At 64.3% G+C, this 17103-nt stretch carries 14 protein-coding genes and 1 tRNA gene; 2 read left to right on the top strand and 13 right to left on the bottom strand.

From position 1 onward, the window contains the following. Positions 1-18: 18 nt before the first annotated feature. The 3 genes from AC1DQQ_RS07455 to AC1DQQ_RS07445 are packed head-to-tail and all read right to left on the bottom strand — an operon-like array spanning position 19 to position 2750. On the bottom strand, positions 19-483 hold the full coding sequence (locus tag AC1DQQ_RS07455; RefSeq protein ID WP_478044738.1) for a DUF2497 domain-containing protein: 465 nt from the start codon (positions 481-483) through the stop codon (positions 19-21). A 46-nt stretch (positions 484-529) separates the two neighbouring features. Beyond that, positions 530-2035 (bottom strand): TolC family outer membrane protein, encoded by a 1506-nt coding sequence (locus AC1DQQ_RS07450; RefSeq protein WP_478044737.1) that lies wholly within the window; start codon positions 2033-2035, stop codon positions 530-532. A gap of 34 nt (positions 2036-2069) precedes the next feature. Further along, positions 2070-2750: a protein-L-isoaspartate O-methyltransferase family protein gene (locus AC1DQQ_RS07445; protein WP_478029164.1), complete on the bottom strand. Its 681-nt coding sequence runs from the start codon at positions 2748-2750 to the stop codon at positions 2070-2072. 182 nt (positions 2751-2932) lie between these two features. On the opposite strand from AC1DQQ_RS07445, the gene AC1DQQ_RS07440 reads away from it, so the two are divergent. Then, positions 2933-3006, top strand: a tRNA-Cys gene (locus AC1DQQ_RS07440). Between the two features lie 25 nt (positions 3007-3031). Here the strand turns inward: AC1DQQ_RS07440 and AC1DQQ_RS07435 are convergent. The 9 genes from AC1DQQ_RS07435 to AC1DQQ_RS07395 form a co-directional block, all read right to left on the bottom strand. After that, positions 3032-3847 carry an aldo/keto reductase gene (locus AC1DQQ_RS07435; protein WP_478044736.1) on the bottom strand — a complete coding sequence of 272 codons (816 nt, stop codon included), beginning with the start codon at positions 3845-3847 and terminating at the stop codon, positions 3032-3034. A 114-nt stretch (positions 3848-3961) separates the two neighbouring features. Next, entirely contained in the window at positions 3962-4348 is a 387-nt protein-coding gene (locus tag AC1DQQ_RS07430; protein WP_478044735.1) for a response regulator, read from the bottom strand. A 66-nt stretch (positions 4349-4414) separates the two neighbouring features. Then, a complete protein-coding gene (locus AC1DQQ_RS07425; protein WP_478029167.1) occupies positions 4415-6844 on the bottom strand; it encodes an ATP-binding protein in 2430 nt (809 codons plus the stop codon). Positions 6845-6891: 47 nt separating this feature from the next. After that, positions 6892-8097 carry an EAL domain-containing protein gene (locus AC1DQQ_RS07420; protein ID WP_478029168.1) on the bottom strand — a complete coding sequence of 402 codons (1206 nt, stop codon included), beginning with the start codon at positions 8095-8097 and terminating at the stop codon, positions 6892-6894. A 597-nt stretch (positions 8098-8694) separates the two neighbouring features. Beyond that, entirely contained in the window at positions 8695-10164 is a 1470-nt protein-coding gene (locus AC1DQQ_RS07415) for an efflux transporter outer membrane subunit (RefSeq protein ID WP_478029169.1), read from the bottom strand. A 2-nt stretch (positions 10165-10166) separates the two neighbouring features. Continuing rightward, positions 10167-11792, bottom strand: a complete 1626-nt coding sequence (locus tag AC1DQQ_RS07410; RefSeq protein WP_478044734.1) for a DHA2 family efflux MFS transporter permease subunit — start codon at positions 11790-11792, stop codon at positions 10167-10169. Between the two features lies 1 nt (position 11793). Further along, a complete protein-coding gene (locus AC1DQQ_RS07405; protein ID WP_478044733.1) occupies positions 11794-12918 on the bottom strand; it encodes an HlyD family secretion protein in 1125 nt (374 codons plus the stop codon). Next, positions 12915-13547 carry a CerR family C-terminal domain-containing protein gene (locus tag AC1DQQ_RS07400; protein ID WP_478029172.1) on the bottom strand — a complete coding sequence of 211 codons (633 nt, stop codon included), beginning with the start codon at positions 13545-13547 and terminating at the stop codon, positions 12915-12917. The genes AC1DQQ_RS07405 and AC1DQQ_RS07400 overlap by 4 nt, the downstream gene beginning before the upstream one ends. Before the next feature lie 93 nt (positions 13548-13640). Further along, complete coding sequence (locus AC1DQQ_RS07395) at positions 13641-15296, bottom strand: inorganic phosphate transporter (protein ID WP_478044732.1); 1656 nt, start codon at positions 15294-15296, stop codon at positions 13641-13643. Between the two features lie 131 nt (positions 15297-15427). Here AC1DQQ_RS07395 and AC1DQQ_RS07390 point away from each other — a divergent pair, with 131 nt between their 5' ends. Beyond that, the gene (locus tag AC1DQQ_RS07390; protein WP_478029174.1) at positions 15428-15718 is read left to right on the top strand and encodes a hypothetical protein; all 291 of its coding nucleotides are present in this window, start codon (positions 15428-15430) and stop codon (positions 15716-15718) included. Here the strand turns inward: AC1DQQ_RS07390 and AC1DQQ_RS07385 are convergent, their stop codons facing one another. Next, positions 15719-16966, bottom strand: coding sequence for an MFS transporter (locus tag AC1DQQ_RS07385; protein ID WP_478041678.1), 1248 nt, complete (start codon positions 16964-16966; stop codon positions 15719-15721). Between the last annotated feature and the right edge of the window lie 137 nt (positions 16967-17103).

The raw sequence follows: 17103 nt of genomic DNA, 5'->3' as shown, positions 1-17103 counted from the left end.
AACTCGCTTCGTCCCGGATCAGCGCTGGCCGGTGATCCGCGCGATTTCCTTGGCGACCATCGCTTCGACCAGATCGGGCAGGTTCGCGTCGAGCCAGTCGCGCAGCATCGGCTTCAGCATCTCGCGGACCAGCCCTTCCAGCGTGTCGCTTCCCGCGACTTCGGGCTTGATGACGAGCCGCGACAGGCTGGCGAGCCTCGCGCGGCTGGCTTCCGCGGCCTCATCGGAGATGATCTTTTCGGCGGGCGTGGCCGGCGCAGATGCCGCGGCAGCGGGCGCCGCCATCGACGGTGCTTCCGAATCGGGCATGGCTTCGCTCAATTCGAGCACGTCGTCCTCTTCGGCGACCTGGGCCGGAGTCGGCTGCGACGTCGGGCGACGGCGCGCGCGCGATACCCCGCCGGTCTCGACATCCTCGGCGATGATCCGTTTGATCGAGGACAGGATGTCCTCCATCGACGGTTCGGCGCTTACATCCCCCATAGGCGGCCTGCTTCCTGACGACGCACGAACCCGCGCAAATCGCGAGTTATTTGGTCTCGTTTGCGGGACGATCGGGGGCCGTGTCAACCGGGGCGTTCAACTGAGGGTCGAGCGGACGCTTCTGCGACGAGTCCTGCGGGGGCGTATCGCGCGTGCTGGTACCGGTCGGTTTGTAGGCCGGATCCACATCCCAATCGCTCCACTTGCCCTTGACGCGGTTGTAATTGGTCAACGGATCGTAGAGCGCGCCGCCCTCAAGTCCGAGGTCGCGGGCCTCGGCCTGCCCCATCGCCGCGAGCAGCGCGAAACCGGCGACATAAGCGTCGCGCTGCGCGGTCACCAAGGTCACCTGGCTGTTGAGCAATTCCTGCTCGGCGTTGAGGATGTCGAGAATCGTGCGGTTGCCGACGCTATTCTCGGCGCGCACGCCCTCGAGGCTCAGTTTGTTGGCCTCGACCGCGCGCTGCGACGAGGCGATCACCTCGAGCGAGGACTTCCAGATGGCATAAGCCGAGCGCGTCTGCGCGATCACGCCGCGTTCGGTATCCGTCGTCTGTTCGAGCGCCTGGGCGCGGCGTGCCTGCGCCTGGCGCACCTGCGCCGACGGGCCGCCGCCCTGATAGAGCGGGACCGAGAATTGCAGACCGACGGTGCCGGCCGACCCGGTCTGGCCCGGCTTGGGGCTGGTACCGGTGCCGTAGGAACCGAGATAGTTGAAGTAATTGCCGCCGACGACGCCGCTCAATGTCGGCAGCCGCGCGCCCTTGGCCGCATCGATGTCGAAACGCGTCGCGTCGCTGTTCCGCTGCGCCGCGAGCAGCACCGGGTTGTTCTTGAGCGCAACGTCGACCGCGTCGTCGGGCGCATTGGGCAGGTTCGGCAAAGCGGGCGGATCTTCCAACTGCCCCGGAGGCGAACCGACCACCCGGATGTAGCTTTCCTTGCTCGAGATGAGCTGCGCCTGGGCCTGTTCGAGCTGGCCGCGCGCGACCGACAGACGCGCGTCGGACTGCGCGACGTCGGTGCGCGTCAGGTCGCCGACCTGGAAACGATCCTTGGCGGCCTGGAGATTGACCTCCAGCACCTTAACGTTTTCCTTGTTCAGCCCGACGATCGCCTCGTCGCGGATCACGTCCATATAGGCACCGACCACACCAACGAAGGTATCCGATTCGGTGCCGCGCAATTGCATCCGGCTCGCATCGACCCGCGTTTCGGCGCCCTTGATCGAGTTGCGGACGCGACCGCCGCTATACACCGGAACCGCGAGTTGCGCGCTCGCCTGAAGCTGGCGGTCAGGCGACAGCAAGCTGTTCTGGCTGCTGTTGAGTGCGTTCTCGGTATAATTGCCGGTGACGCCGACATTGGGACGACCCTGCGCCTTGGCGATCGGAACGTTCTCGTCGGACGCGCGGACATTGGCGCGCTCGGCGGCCAATCCCGGATTGGTGTTGTACGCTTTGACGAGCGCGTCGCGCAGTGTGTCGGCCGCAGCCGGCACGGCCGCGACGGCGACCATGGCGACACCAGCGAGTAGGACGGAAACGCGCATCAAATCCCCATTTCTTTTAAAACGCCCATTGCTTTCAAAAGACGAAGCTCCGCGGCGCCGAGAAACCTGGCAGCGCGACGCAATCCACGTCGGCGAAAGCGCGCAGCCCGAACGCACCCTTGATCGTGCGCCCCGACGCGAGGCGCGATACGCCACGTTCGCGCAGCCCCGTCACGACACGCCCTCCAGAAGCAATTTGGCCGACCAGCGATTCGGACAGCGCTTCGACGCAGCCATCGACGACCAGCACGTCGTAAGGCGCGCCCGCTTGATGGCCCTGATCGAGCGGTCCCTCCACCAGCTCGACATTGCCGTAACCCACCAGCGCCGCGCTGGCGTGCGCGGCAAGGTCGGTATCGCTTTCGACCGCGACGACCGAGCGAACCAAACCGGACAGCACCGCCGCTGTATAGCCGCCGGCGGCGCCGATCAGCAGTACCTTGTCGGTCGGCTCCAGATAGGCCTCGGTCAATAGCTTGCCGGTCGCGATCGGCAGGTTGAGATAGCGGCCATTGCCGATCGCCACGGCGGTGTCGCGATAAGCCAGGCGACGCGCGCCTTCGGGAACGAACTGCTCGCGTGGGACCCTGGCCATTGCGGTCACCACCCGCGGGTCGTTGACCGCGTTGGTGCGCAGCTGGCTCTGCACCATGGCATGGCGCATCGCCTCGAAGTTGATGTCGTCGCCGATCGTTTCTGGCGCCAAGTTGTTCATAGCCCGCCCAATCGCATAACTGTTTTACGTATGCAACACACTTCGTGCCGCTCGGCTGCTATATGGTGCGCCGCGCCGCACGCCAACCCGCAATAGCGCATTAAATTATATGCATCATATAAAGCCGCTGTTGACTTGGGGCTGTCCGATGCGCAAAGCCCCGCGCCTTACCACGCCTACGAGGCCCGTTGGCGGAGTGGTTACGCACCGGACTGCAAATCCGTTTACGCCGGTTCGATTCCGGCACGGGCCTCCATCGTCGCGCCTTTGCGGCCGCGCGGTCAGGGTAGTTTTTTTCCCATCGATGCCTGCAGGACGGCGTACCATTCGGCGCGCGTCCATTCGACCTTGAAGGCATCGCGCGCCTCGCGAATTCGCTCGACGCGCTGACTGCCGACGATCGGGATGACCCGCGCAGGATGCGCCATCAGCCACGCATAGGCCGCCGCCGCTGCGGAGACACCGTAGTGAGCGCCCTTCCCCGCCAGCAGCGCGGCAACCGGCCCATCCTGGCCCAGCCGCCCTCCGCCCAGCGGCGACCAGGCAAGGACCGCGTGATCGCGTGCCATCGCCAGGTCGAGCGTGCCGTCCCACAGGGGATCGGTGTGGAGCGGCGAGAATTCGGGCTGCGTGCTTGCCAACGGAACCGTGAGGAAGCTTTCCAACGCCGCGACCTGCGCCGGCGTGAAGTTGGACACACCGATCGCGCGCGTCTTCCCGCTGGCGATCATCTTCTCGAGCGTCGCCGCGAGCTCCTGCGGATGTGCGAGCAAATCGGGACGATGGACCTGCCAGAGATCGACCTGTTCGACGCCCAGACGTCGTAGCGACGCATCGAGCGCGCGATCGAGATAGCCGGGGCTCGAATCGTACGGCACGCCAGGGATGATCCCTCCCTTGGTTGCCACCACCATATGCGCGCGCAATTCGGGCGCCTCGCCCAACACGCGGCCGAGCGCCGCTTCGGCATCGCCAAATCCGTCGGCGCCGTTGAAGCCATAGATATCGGCTGTATCGAACAACGTGATCCCGCTGTCGAGCGCCGCCTCGATCAGCGCCCGGGCGCCGATGACGTCGGCGCCACGCAGCCGCCACATGCCCCAGGCAATGGGTGAGACAAGGATGCCACTTTTACCAAGCGGGCGTGATTCAACGGAAAGATGTTCGATCATGGCAGCGCTCTTGCCACGGCTATGGGCCAGCTGAAATGGCTAAAGGATCACGTCGCCTTCGCCGCCGGCGAGAATGCGCCCCATCGCCTCGAACAGAGCGTCCATCGCCACCGGCTTGAACAATACCTCGTTGGCGCCCGCTGCGATGCAGCGTTCGCGAAGGTCGATCGCGGTATCGGCGGTGACCACGATGATCGGCAGCTTGGCCTTGGCATCGGGACGTGCGCGAATGCGCCGAATCGCGGTGATGCCGTCCATCCCCGGCATGCGCAGGTCGACCAACGCCATGTCGAAATCGCGCTCTTCGATCAGTTTGAGACCGATCTCGGCGCTTTCCGCCTCGGTCATTGTCGCCCCGGCCACGTCGAGCATGTCGGCGACGACCCGCCGATTCATCGGATCGTCCTCGATGAAAAGCACATTCATCGCAGCGACCCCATCCGGACCGTCGGGCAAAGCATATCAGATAGCATGGTTGGTCCCCCTATCCGCCTATGCAGCCCGACTATCAACATCTTCATTTTGCGCTACCGAAACGATCGTCTGGACCAGTGTCGCCCCGGCAATCGGCTTGGCAATCAGTTGATCTACACCCGCCGCGGTTAACCGGGTGCGGTCAGCCGCATCCGGGTTTGTCCATAGCAACGACACCGGCGCGCCGGCGAGGCGCCCGATCGCGGCGTCCACGTCCCCGTCCATGGCAATCGTCGCTTCATCGGTGACGATCCGCTGGACGCCGCCCGCTGCGATCATCTCCGCCGCTTCGTCGATCGAGCCGGCCGCGATCAGCGTCGGGAAACGCGGCGCGAACAAGGTCTTCAGCATCGCGCGGCTGATTGGGTTCTTGTCGACGATGAGCAGTGCCTTGCCATGCTCGTGCTCGACCGCCGCGGCTTGATCCTCCTCGACGCGAACCAGCGGGACGGCCAGGGTAAAGGTCGATCCCTCACCCGGAACACTCGCCACCGTGACGTCGCCGCCCATCGCCCGTGCGATGTTGCGGCAGATCGCCAAGCCCAGACCGGTGCCGCCGAACTGACGCGTGGTGCCGGCGTCAGCCTGACGGAACGACTCGAAGATGAGTTCGAGCTTGTCCGGCGGGATGCCAATCCCAGTATCGTGGATTTCGATGGTCACGAGTTCGTCGCCGGCCCCCTGAATCACCCCCGACCGGACGTGAATATGTCCATTCTGGGTGAATTTCAGTGCATTGGAAAGTAGGTTGAATACAATTTGTCGCAAACGCGCCGGATCGCTTTCGATCAGTGGTGGTGCCTCGCTGACGTCGAGTTCGAATTCGACACCCTTCGCGGCGGCCTGATCCTGCCACATGCGAGACACGTCGCGCAGCATCGCCGCCAGATCGACGGGTGCGCGTTCGATCGTCAGATTGCCCGTCTCCATCTTGGCGACGTCGAGAATGTCGTCGACCAGTGCGCGCATCGACACTCCGGCACCGTGCACCACGCCGATCCGGTCGCGCATCGCGGGATCGAGCCGTCGGTCGGCCAGCATCACCTGAGTCATCCCCAAAATGCCATTGAGCGGGGTGCGAATCTCATGACTGGTGGTGGCCAGGAATTCGGTCTTGGCGGCCAGCGCCTTGCCCAAGGCCGCATTGCTCGCTTCGAGATCGATGTTCGCCGCGCGAACCTCGTTCCGACTGCGACGGATCGTGACGAGGCCAAAGCCGAGCATCCCAACGATCACCACCGCGGTCACGCCCGATCCGATGAAAATCCAGAATTGTGTATTGGCCCGCGCCTTTTCGTATTCCGCGCGCCGGTTGGCTTCGTCACGCTGCAGCTTGGCGATCTTGAGGCTTTGATTGGCCGAATCGAATCGCGCCGCCATCAGCGCCGTTGAGTGCGACGACACCAGCTTGGCATTATCGTCGTCGAGCTTCTTCAACGCCACCAGGTGGATCAGCGCGTGCTGCGAATCGCCCAAGCGCTCGTAGATCGCAAACGCGGTTTTATGCGCGCGCCACCAGACCATGGTCGGGTTGCCGATATCAACCCCGGCAAAGGCACGCTCGATCATCGTTCGCGCCTGATCGACTTTGCCGCGTTGCAGCGCTGCTTGCGCCGCCACCGCCCAGAATTGTGCGGCGGACCCGTCGCTATCGCCCTTGCGCAACAACTGAAATCCCTGTGCGATCGTGCGATCGGCGGCATCCAGGTCGCCGGCGAGCAATTCGTTGCGCGCCGCGTTGCGGAGGATCTGTGCTTCGAGCACCGGGCTGTCCATCGTCTCGGCAAGCTTGTAGGCGGCGCGGAAATCGCGTTCGGCATCGGGATAGCGCGCCAATTCCATCAACGCGTCGGCGCGATTGTTGTAGATCGATACCAGCAGTTGCGGATCGCCCTGATAGATATCGAGCGCCTGCCCGTAATATTTGAGCGCCGTATTATAGTCGTTCGCCTCCTGATAGAGCGCGGCGATGCTCAGCAGTGCGATCGATTGGCTGCGCGTGTCGTCGATCGTGCGATAGATCAGGAACGCCGATTGATAGTCAGCCAACGCCGTGGCCACGCTAGCCGACGCGGCGTGATAGCCTGCGCGCGACCGCAACACGTCGCCCTTGAGCTTGCTGGCCTTCGCGTCTTTGAGCGCGGCGAACGCGGCGTCGAGCAACGGCCCCGCCGTGACGATATCATTCAGGCGAAGGTGCGCCTCGCCTTCCAGCCATTGCGCGGTGGCGATATCGATCACACGATCCTGCCCGGTGAGCCGTTCGGCTATCGCCCGCGCTTGCTTGGCTTTGGCGATGGTCTTCGCCGGATCGGTGAGCATCGTCGCCTTGGCGTCGCCGATAGCGCTGTCGAATTGTGCGGCCGGATCTCCTTGCGCGAACGCGGAGACGGGCATCGCCAGAAAGGCGACGATGACCAACAAAAGTGCGGCAAACCGACGAGTCATGACGCGGCAGTAATGACCTCCGCAGCGTTAAAACGGCTTTAAGCGCGTCACGCCAGGCGGCGGAACGCGGTCGCGCGGAAACTGGCGCGCGCCGAATCGACCAAGGCGGCATCCTTATGGTCCCGCAGGAACTGGCGGAACGCCTCGATCTCGATGGGACGGCTGATCAGATAGCCCTGGATGATGTCGCATCCCATCACGCTGAGCAGCGCCAACGCTGCCGGCGTCTCGACCCCCTCAGCAGTCACCTCCATCTCCAGCGCGTGCGCGAGGTCGATGGTCGACCGAACGATCAGCGGGTCGCGGTTGCTGCTGGTCAGCTGGAGGACAAACATTTTATCGATCTTGAGCTCTCGCGCCGGAAGCTGCTTGAGATAGGCGAGGCTCGACAGGCCGGCGCCGTAATCGTCGATCGCGATCGCAATGCCGTGGTCGGCAAAGATATTCAAATTGGCGATCGCGCTGACCGGGTCGCGAATCACCGAGGTCTCGGTGATCTCGAAGCCGAGCGGGACGCCCCCCTTGCTGACCATCTCGCACGCGCGTTTCACGAACGAGGCATTGCTCAGCAATTGGCCGGAGATGTTGACGAAAATCGTGATCTCCTGCCCATCGGCCCGGAGATAATGCTGGTCGGTGATGACCTGTTCGATCGTCCACAGCGTCAGCCGGTCGATGTCGCGCGACGTTTCGGCCAGAGGGATGAAGTCGCTCGGCAGGATCAATCCGCGCGTGGGGTGACGCCAGCGCACCAACGCCTCCGCGCTCGCAATCTCCTGGCGGCGGACATGCACCTTGGGTTGATATTGCAGGAACAGCTCGCCGCGATCGATCGCGCCCTTCAGCTCGCGCTTCAGCGTGATTTTGTCGACCATCGGATCGACCAGCGACAAATCGCGCAATACTAACTGGCTCTCATTACGCGACTGGACCAACGCGTCCTCGGCCTCCTCCGCCAGACGGACATCGTCCAGCGTCCCTGGCGGCCCGGCGGCGATACCGATCGCGAGATCGATGTGATGCCGTTCGCCGTCCAGGTCGAACGGGTCCGCCAGCGCCGCGGTGAGGCTGTCCGAGAATTGCTGAAGTTCGGCCGCGTCGGCAACGCAGGTTTCCACTTCGACCGTCCAGCGGCCGATCACCGTCGCCACGACGCCGGGCATCGCGCCCGCGATTCGGTCGGCGATGTCGAAAGCGATGTCGTTCGACCGCGCGACGCCAAGGTGCCGGCGCAGGAATGCCTGATTGGTCATTTGCGCAAGCGCTTGAACGGCCCAGGGTTTCGTGGGGGAAACCTGCGCGAACGGCGTCGCGGCGCCGCGCATGCGGCTCCGCGATGTCGACGAAAGGCCGGTTTGGCCAACCGGTTCTTCGACCGGGCTGATCGGGGTGTGGTCGCGCGCCATCATCGCCCTGCTACCCCAAGGGCCTGAAAGAACTCTTAAGCTCGCAAGCCTGAAGCTCAGGGAAAACACGTAACTGCCCGGAATCGCGATTGCTTTTGAGTTAAAAAACTATTAAGAATTCGCTCGTGCCCGGGGTGGGCGCATTAGGAGTAAATCAATGCTCGCGTTTCTCATTGCGCTCGTCCACGGCGAACTCATTCGTCCCTGGTAAAGCGATTTTAGACGGCCCGCTTCCCACCGATTAATTTGTTGATTCAACAAGTTGACGGTGGAAGCGGGTCGCTCTGTATCTGGCCGGTTCGCTCTCTTGCGCCGCCGCCATCGCGACCGAAAATCGCGCTAAATTAACCTTTTATTAACTTTTCCGAATCGGGCGCTAACCATTACGCGCCGTGGCAACCCCCTGCGCGAAAAAAATGGCCTGCCTGTTGCGCAACGCGCTCGTTAGCCGGCGCTCGGCGCACCTTCCGACCATCCGCCACCAATCGCCTTGAACAAGGCAACCGACAGCTGTCGCAGCTGTGCATCGCTGTCCGCCAGGTTTTCTCGCGCGCGTAAGACGTCAACCTGCGTGTTGATGACCGTATCCTGAGCGACCAAGCCTGCCTGGTACCGCGCCAGATCGGCGGCGGCGGTGCGGTCGGCGTCGGCCAACGCCTGACGCAGCAGAGCATTGCGACGGCGCTCGGCATCGATCCGGCTCAACGGATCCTCGACGTCGCGTAGCGCCCGCAGCACCGTCAGGCGATAATCCTGATAGGCTTGCTCGCGCTGCTCCTTGCGGATGTTCACCGTCGCCTTGCGCTTTCCCCAATCCAACAGCGGAAAGGTCGCCTGTCCGGTGCCGGTCAACTGCAGGCTATCGCCCGCAAACAGGCTGCCCAGCGAGGTGGAAATGAGCTGTGCCATCCCGGTCAGGCTGAACTTCGGGTAGAGATCGGCGACGGCAACGCCGATATCGGCGGTCGACGCGGCAAGGTTGCGTTCGGCGGCGCGAATGTCCGGGCGGCGGCGTAGCAGGTCGCTGGGCAATCCGGCTGGAATTTCCGGGGTGGGAACCAGCGCAGGCAACGGCCCGGACAGTTCCGCCATCAAAGCCTCTGGCGGTTGTCCGACGAGGACACCGAGCGCGTGCTTGCGCACGTCGAGATCGGCCTTGAGCGGTTCCAATCGCGCGCGTGTCGCAGTGATGTTGCCGTTCTGCCGGGTGACGTCGATCGATGGCGTCAGCCCGACCTTGGCGATGTTCGAGGCGATCTGTAGCGCCCTGCTCTGCCGTTCGACCTCGCTCTCAATCACGGCGATCTGTTCCTGATCGAGGCGAAGCGCGAAATAGGCGTCGGCGACTTCGGCCGCGAGCGTCACCGCGGCGTCGCGCCCGTTCCACTCGGCTGCCTCCGTTCGCGCCAGCGCCGCCTCGACGCCGCGACGGCCGCCACCGAACACGTCAAGCTCCCAGCTCGCGTCGAAACCGACCGCGAAGGTCTTGATACTGTCGCCGGGCAAAGCGACGCCGGAAGGCGGTCCGCTATTGCCGCCTCCCGAAAAGGCCCGCGCTAGCGTCGCGAAGCCGGCATTCTTGCTGAACTTGACGTCGGTCGCGTTGGCGTCGGCGTTGACCACCGGCTTGTACTGCGCGCGCGCCTGGATTTCGCCCAACCGCGCCTGACGCACGCGGCTGGCCGCGGACGCCATGTCCGGATTGTCCTTCAGCGCGCGATCGATCAAGTCGGTCAGTTTGGGATCGTTGAACGCCTCCCACCAATGCCCCGGATCGATCGCCTGGCCGGGAGGCGGCGCGCCTTGCGGGCCGGCATAGGTCGCAGGGGCTGCCAGATCGGGCTTGGTATAGTTCGGACCGACGGTGCAGGCGGCAAGCGCCAGCATGGAGACGAGCAAAATCGGTTTCTTCATCATCAATGTCCCATTCCGCCGCTCGCGCCCTTGCCCGATCTCATGAAGATGATCACCGGCAGCAAGATCAGGATCAGCACCATCAGCGACCGGAAGACGTCGAGGAACCCGAGCATCGCCGCCTGCCGCTGCACTTGTTGATAGAGGATCGCCTGGGGCAGCGTGGTCGGATCGCCCAAGCCGGCGAACGCGCCCTGCGCCCTAGCCAGCCAGTCGGTGTAATTGGGATCGAGCGGATTGAGTTTCTGGACCAGCTCTGTCTGGTGCCGCTGCATCGAACCGGCGAGCATCGATTGCGCCGCCGAGATACCGATCGACCCGCCAAGGTTGCGCGCGACGTTGAGCAGGCTCGACGCTTGCGCGGTCTTGTTGCGCGGCAGCCCCTGATAGGCGACCGCGTTGATCGGCACGAACAGGAATGGCAGCGCCATCGCCTGATAAAGCCGCCCCATCGCGGCATCGGCGAAGCTGATATCGACACTGAAATGCGACATGTTCCACAGCGCCGCCGCTTGCACGAGCAAGGCCCCGCCGAGCAGAATCCGGGCGTCGACCTTGCCGACCATTCGGCCCGCGAACGGCACGGCGACCAATGTCGCGAGACCGCCGAGCGTCAGCGCCAGCCCGGCGTCGAACGAGCTGTAGCCCATCACCTGCTGCAACATCTGCGGGATCAGCTGGGTCGTACCGAACAGGATCAGGCCGGTGATGCCCATGATCAGCGTGGTGATCGCGAAACTTCGATTCTTGAACAATTTGAGGTCGACCACTGGGTCCTTGTGGTTGAGTTCCCAGAAGACCAGCGCGACCAGCGATACTGCCGATATCGTCGCGGTGGCGACGATCAGCCCGCTGGCGAACCAGTCCTCGCGTTCACCGCGGTCGAGCGTCAGTTCGAAAAAACCGAGGCCAAGCGCGACCAGGATCACGCCGATATAGTCGATGCGAAGCCCGCCCTCGAGCCGCTTGGCGCGATCGTCCTTCACTTGCTTGGGCTCGTCGACGAACAAATCGGCCAGGATCCAAGCGCCAATACCGATCGGGACGTTGATCAGGAACACCCAATGCCAGCTCGACGTTTCGGTGATCCAACCACCGAGCGTCGGTCCAAGCACCGGACCGACCACGACGACGATAGCGAAGGCCGCCATCGCCATGCCGCGCTGCCTGGGCGGGAAAGTGTCGACCAACATCGATTGCTCGACCGGCGCCAGCCCGCCGCCGCCTATCCCCTGGAAGACGCGCGCAATGACTAAGGTCGTAAGATTGGGCGCGATCCCGCAAACGAACGACGAGATCGTGAACAAGGCGATCGAGATCAGGAAATAGCGTTTGCGCCCGATCGCGTCGGACAGCCAGCCCGAGATCGGGATGACGATGGCGTTGGCGACCAGATAGCTGGTCAGCACCCAGGTCGCCTGATCAATGGTGATCGACAGGCCGCCGGCGATATGGTCGAGGCTGACGTTGGCGATCGAGGTGTCGAGCACCTCCATGAAGGTCGGCAGTGAGATGATCGCGACGATCAGCCAGGGATTGAACCGCCCCGCCGCCGACCTGCCGTCATCCCAGCCATCCTCGCTCGGCGCGGGTTTCGCCGCGCCGGCCGGAGCCGCGGCACTCGCCATCTCAGCGGACCTTGACCGACGGCGTCACCGACATGCCGGGGCCGATCGGGTAATTGCGCGGATCTGGATTGCCGTTGCCGGTGATGAAGTTGATCCGCACCGGCACGCGCTGGACCACTTTGACGTAATTGCCGGTCGCGTTCTGCGGCGGCAGGATGGCGAAGGCCTGACCGGCGCCGCGCTGGATCGAATCGACCCGCCCCTTGAACTCGACATCAGGATAGGCGTCGACCTTGATCGTCACCGGCTGCCCGATCCGCATGTTCTTGAGCTGGGTTTCCTTGAAGTTCGCGGTGACCCACATCGTATCGGGCACGATCGCCAGCAACTGGCTGCCCGGCGCGACGTACGAGCCCTTGTTGACCTGGCGATTGACCACCTGGCCCGAGACCGGCGCGACGAGGCGGAGATTGCCCAAGGTGACATTGGCCTGCGCGACCTGCGCACGCTTGGCGGCGATGACCGCGCCGGCGGCATCGACCTGCCTGCGCGCGACGGCGATCTGCGCGTCCGAGCTCGCGATCTGGCGCTGCGCCGCGTCGGCCTGCGCGCGGGTCGAATTGGCGTTGGCGCGCGCCTGGTCGAGCTGGGTCGAGGCGACCGCCGAGCGATCGATCCTCGCCAAATTCTGATAGCGGGCGAGATCCTGTGCCGCCTTGACCGCGGCGGCCATTGGGGCTTGCGCTTCCGCCGCCGACTGGTTGCGCGTGGCGATCGCGCTGCTGACCTGCGCCTGCGCCTGTTGCAGCTGCGCGAGGGCCTGATCGACCCCGGCGCGGGCTTCGTCGAGCTGCGCTTCGGGACCCGTGGGCTTGATCACCGCCAGCAACTGGCCGGCATTGACGTGGCGATTGTCTAAATCGGCGACATCGATCAGCGTTCCGGCCACTTCGGGTGCGATGCGGACGATGTGCGCGTCGACGAACGCGTCGTCGGTCGCTTCGAACTGGCGCGAGTGCAAATAATAGAGCGTACCGCCAACCACCGCGACCCCCGCCACCAGAATCAATACCCAGAAGAACGGCCGGCGATAGATCGGGGTCGTGTCCTTAGCGTTCTTGCCATCGTCGTGCGCGCCGGCATCGGGCTGATCGGCTGCGGGCTCGGGCTTGGTATCGTCGCTCATCGGCTTTCCTTTGCTTCCGCCGTCAGGGCATCGAGAATGGCGTTGGTGTTGATCCGGATTCGCGCGCGGATTCGTTCGGCGAGCGCTGCATCGATCACCTCGACGTCGAGCACACGCAGCACTGAGGCGCGTGCCGATCGCACGACCAACACCTGGCCGAACAACGTCATCGTCGCGATTCGTGCCGCCTCGCTGTCGTCGATCCCGGCCGCGGTGCAGACGAACCGCACCAGCCTCCGCAGCATCTGGCCCATCGGTCCGTCGAACAGCCGGGCAAAGGCGGCGGTTGGGTGCATCTGCTCCCGCACGATGAACAGGCTCCAGTTCCGGACCTGCTGGTCGAGCATCTTGTCGAGCAACGCGCCCAGCACACGGTGAATGGCCTCGCGCGCCGCGACCTGATCTCCGTCGGCCACTTCTATCGCGAACGCGGGCGACATCGTCTCACCCATTTGCTGCGCGATATAATCGGCGGCGGCCAGATAAAGCCCCTCCTTGCCACCGTAATGATAGGTGATCGAAGACATGGCCGTCCCGGCGGCCGCAGCGATTTCGCGCGTGCTGGCCCCTTCCAGCCCATGCCTTCCGAAGGCATCGACCGCGATATCAAGGAGTCGCTGCTGGACCATGTGCCGCCCATTAGTTCGTTCGAACGAACAAGCAACCTTTAAATGAAAGGAGAGAGCAAAATCCGCTCTCCCCTCCCCGCGATCAGATGGTCGTCAGCTGACGAATTGCAACAGGATCCAATATAGGCCGCCCGACAGGATCATTGCCGCCGGCAGCGTCAACACCCAAGCAAGCACCATGTTCCGTATCGTGCGGAACTGCAGCCCGGCGCGATTGGCGAGGCTGGCTCCGGCGACGCCCGACGTCAGAATGTGCGTGGTCGACACCGGCACCGCCATTCTGTCCGCGAACGCGATTGTCACGCCAGCGACCAGTTCCGCCGCCGCGCCCATGCCATAGGTCAGATGCGTCTTGCCGATCCGCTCGCCCACCGTCTTCACGATGCGCCGCCAGCCGACCATCGTGCCAAGCCCGAGCGCGATCGCCACCGCCAGCTTCACCCAGATCGGGATATAGCGCGTGCCCTGTTCGAGATTCTTCTGATAACCGTCGATCGCCTTGAGTTCGTCTGGGCGGAACCGCGAGCCGGCGTCCTTCGCCTTGGTGATCAGCTTCGACGTGTCGAGCACGAGGTACATGTCGTTGCGCAGGTTTCCGGTCGCCGCCGCGGGAACGTTGGAAATCGTGCCATAGCCCTGGATGCGCTGGCTGATGTCGCCCGACAGCGTGGTGATTGCGCCATAGACGCGAGCATCGTCTGCCTTGCGCTGTTGCAGCGCGGCGACCAATGTCGCGCGGGCATGGTCCGTGCTGGGATCGGCGGCGCCGGCGCGCGCCGCGAACGGCGCCACTCCGCTCTTTGCCGTCTCGATGAACGCCGCGCTGGCGCTGGCCGGCATCGTCCGATTGAGCGCATAAGCGGTCGGCGCGCAGCCGATCAGGATGAGCATGATCAGGCCCATGCCCTTTTGCCCGTCATTCGAGCCGTGGAAGAAGCTGACGAGCGTACAGGTAAAGATCAGCAACGCGCGGATCGGCCCCGGCGGCGGCGCGTCACCCTGGGGCGCCTCGTAGAGGCTGGGCGTACGGATCACCTTTTTCATCAGCGAGAGCAGAAGGAACGCGCAGGCGAATCCGATCAACGGGCTCCAGAACAGGCCGGACAGCACGCCATAGGCCTGGCTCCAATCCACCCCCGCGGTGCCGCCCTTCGAGCCCGAGGAGATCAACTGATTGGCGAGACCGACGCCGAGCACCGACCCGATCAGCGTGTGGCTCGACGAATTGGGCAGCCCGACATACCAGGTCGCCAGGTTCCACAGCACCGCCGCCAGCAACAAGGCGAAGATCATCGCATAGCCGGCATTGGATCCGACATGCAGGACCAGGTCGACCGGCAACAATGTAACGATCGTATAGGCAACCGCGCCCGAAGACAGCAGCACGCCGAGGAAGTTGAACGCCCCCGACCACATCACCGCGAGCGGCGCCGGCATCGAATTGGTATAGATGACCGTCGCCACCGCATTGGCGGTGTCGTGAAAGCCATTCACGAATTCGAAGCCTAGCGCGATCACCAAGGCAACGATCAGGAACGCAAAGACGTGCGTCGCCATCTGTTCGCCGACATGGTTAGTGTCGACCAGGATCGAATAGCCGGCATAGCCCAGCGCGCCGATGATCAGCGCGACGAACACGAATTTCGCGATCGGATGGTTCGGCTGATCGAGTCGTGGGCCTCGCGCATCCTGGCCGGACTCGGCCGCGAGAAGCACTTGGCCTGAATCAGCCGTCAAATCGGTAGCCATGCCGCCGCCCTGCACGGATCGTGTGACAGGCTTGTTACAGCCCTGTCCCAACGCGGGGCGGCATTGCCGATTTCTTCATAGTCGCGCGGCTAAGCCGCCTCCGATCGACATCGATTCGCCAAGGGACGCGCATGAAGGAGAATAGGTCATTCGTGATCACGCTGGCGCTTGCGATAATGTCGGGCGCGATGATCGGATTGTTCGCGTTCGGCGTTAGCGGCAAGGGCGCTCAGCCGGCCCCCGCGATAGAGGCCTCCCCGGATGCCAATGTCAACGCCAGCGCGGCGCCTTCGGCGCCTTCGCCTTCGAGCCCTACGCCCGAATCGATGGCGCCGGTCCAATATGACGATCCCAATGCCGGCGGCACTCCCGCAGCGACGCCGACGCAAGAGTCTCCGGTCCGCCGCCCCGTCTTGTTGTGATCAGCGGCGGCGCGACGCGGCCAGCCCGATCCAGCTCAGCACTCCCGCCGCCGCCAGATACAGACCGACCCAACCGAGCCCGCGCGCCGACAATGCCTGCGCCGCAAATGGGGTCAGCGCGCCTCCAATCACGCCGCCGACATTGAACGCGATCGACGCCCCGGTATAGCGCACGCGCGCCGGGAATTGATCGGGCAGCCATGCGCCGACGGGCCCATAGACGAACCCCATCACGAACAGCGCCAAGGCGAGAAACACACCTGCCAGTAGCAGCGGCCCCGCCATCAGCGGCGCGAGCAATATTCCCGCGACGACCGTCCCGGCGCATCCCCACATCAACACTGCGCGCGGGCTCGACCGGTCGCTCCACCAGCCGGCGATCGCGATGCCCGCGGCCATGAACAGGATCGCGACGAGCTGGACGCCGAGAAACGCCTGTTTGGGGTGGCCGAGCTTGGTCGTGCCGTAGCCCAATGCGAAAGCGGTCGCGATGTAGAAGATCGCGAAACACGCCACCACCGCGAGCGTCCCGCGCGCCACCGCGCCGAGATGCTCGCGTGCCATTTCGCCCAGCGGAACGCTCGGCGGCGGCCCTTCCGCGAGGACGCGCTTGAACGCCGGCGTCTCGCTCACCTTGAGCCGCACCCACAGCCCGAGCCCGACCAGGATCGCGCTCGCCAAGAACGGCAGCCGCCATCCCCAGTCGCGAAACTGCTCGGGCGTCAACGTCACGCCGAGGATCAGGAACAGGCCGTTCGCCGCGATGAACCCGATCGGCGCGCCCATTTGCGGCGCGGTGCCGAACCTGCCACGCCATCCCTCCGGCGCATTCTCGACCGCGAGCAAGGCCGCTCCGCCCCACTCGCCGCCCAGCCCGAACCCCTGGCCGAACCGCAGCACGCACAGCAATAACGGCGCCCACCAGCCGATCTGCTGATAGGTCGGCAGGAACGCGATCAGCAATGTCGACGCGCCCATCAGCATCAGGCTGGCGACCAGCGTCGACTTGCGGCCGATGCGATCGCCGAAATGGCCGAACACAGCGGCCCCTACCGGGCGCGCGACGAAGGCGAGCCCGAAACTGGCATAAGCCGACAGCAATTGCGCGGTGTCGGAGGTCGACGGAAAAAACAGCGGCCCGAGCACCAGGGCGGCGGCGGTCGCGTAGATATAGAAATCGTAAAACTCGACCGAGGTGCCGACGAGCGCGGCGAGCAGGATACGGCGATTGGCAATGATCGGGTGCATGCGCCCACTGCACGCAGCCTGAGACAATTTGCAACAATTGCGACATTGCGCTGCGACAAAGTGCGCCTACCTATGCGTTGCCGCGGAGAGTTCTTCCCCTTGCTTGCCGCGGTTTGTACCGGTCGCCTCCCCTGTCG

This window comes from Sphingomonas sp. P4_G3, assembly GCF_056401105.1.
Note: the sequence above shows the minus strand (reverse complement) of the source record. Positions and strands in the feature narration are given on the sequence as shown.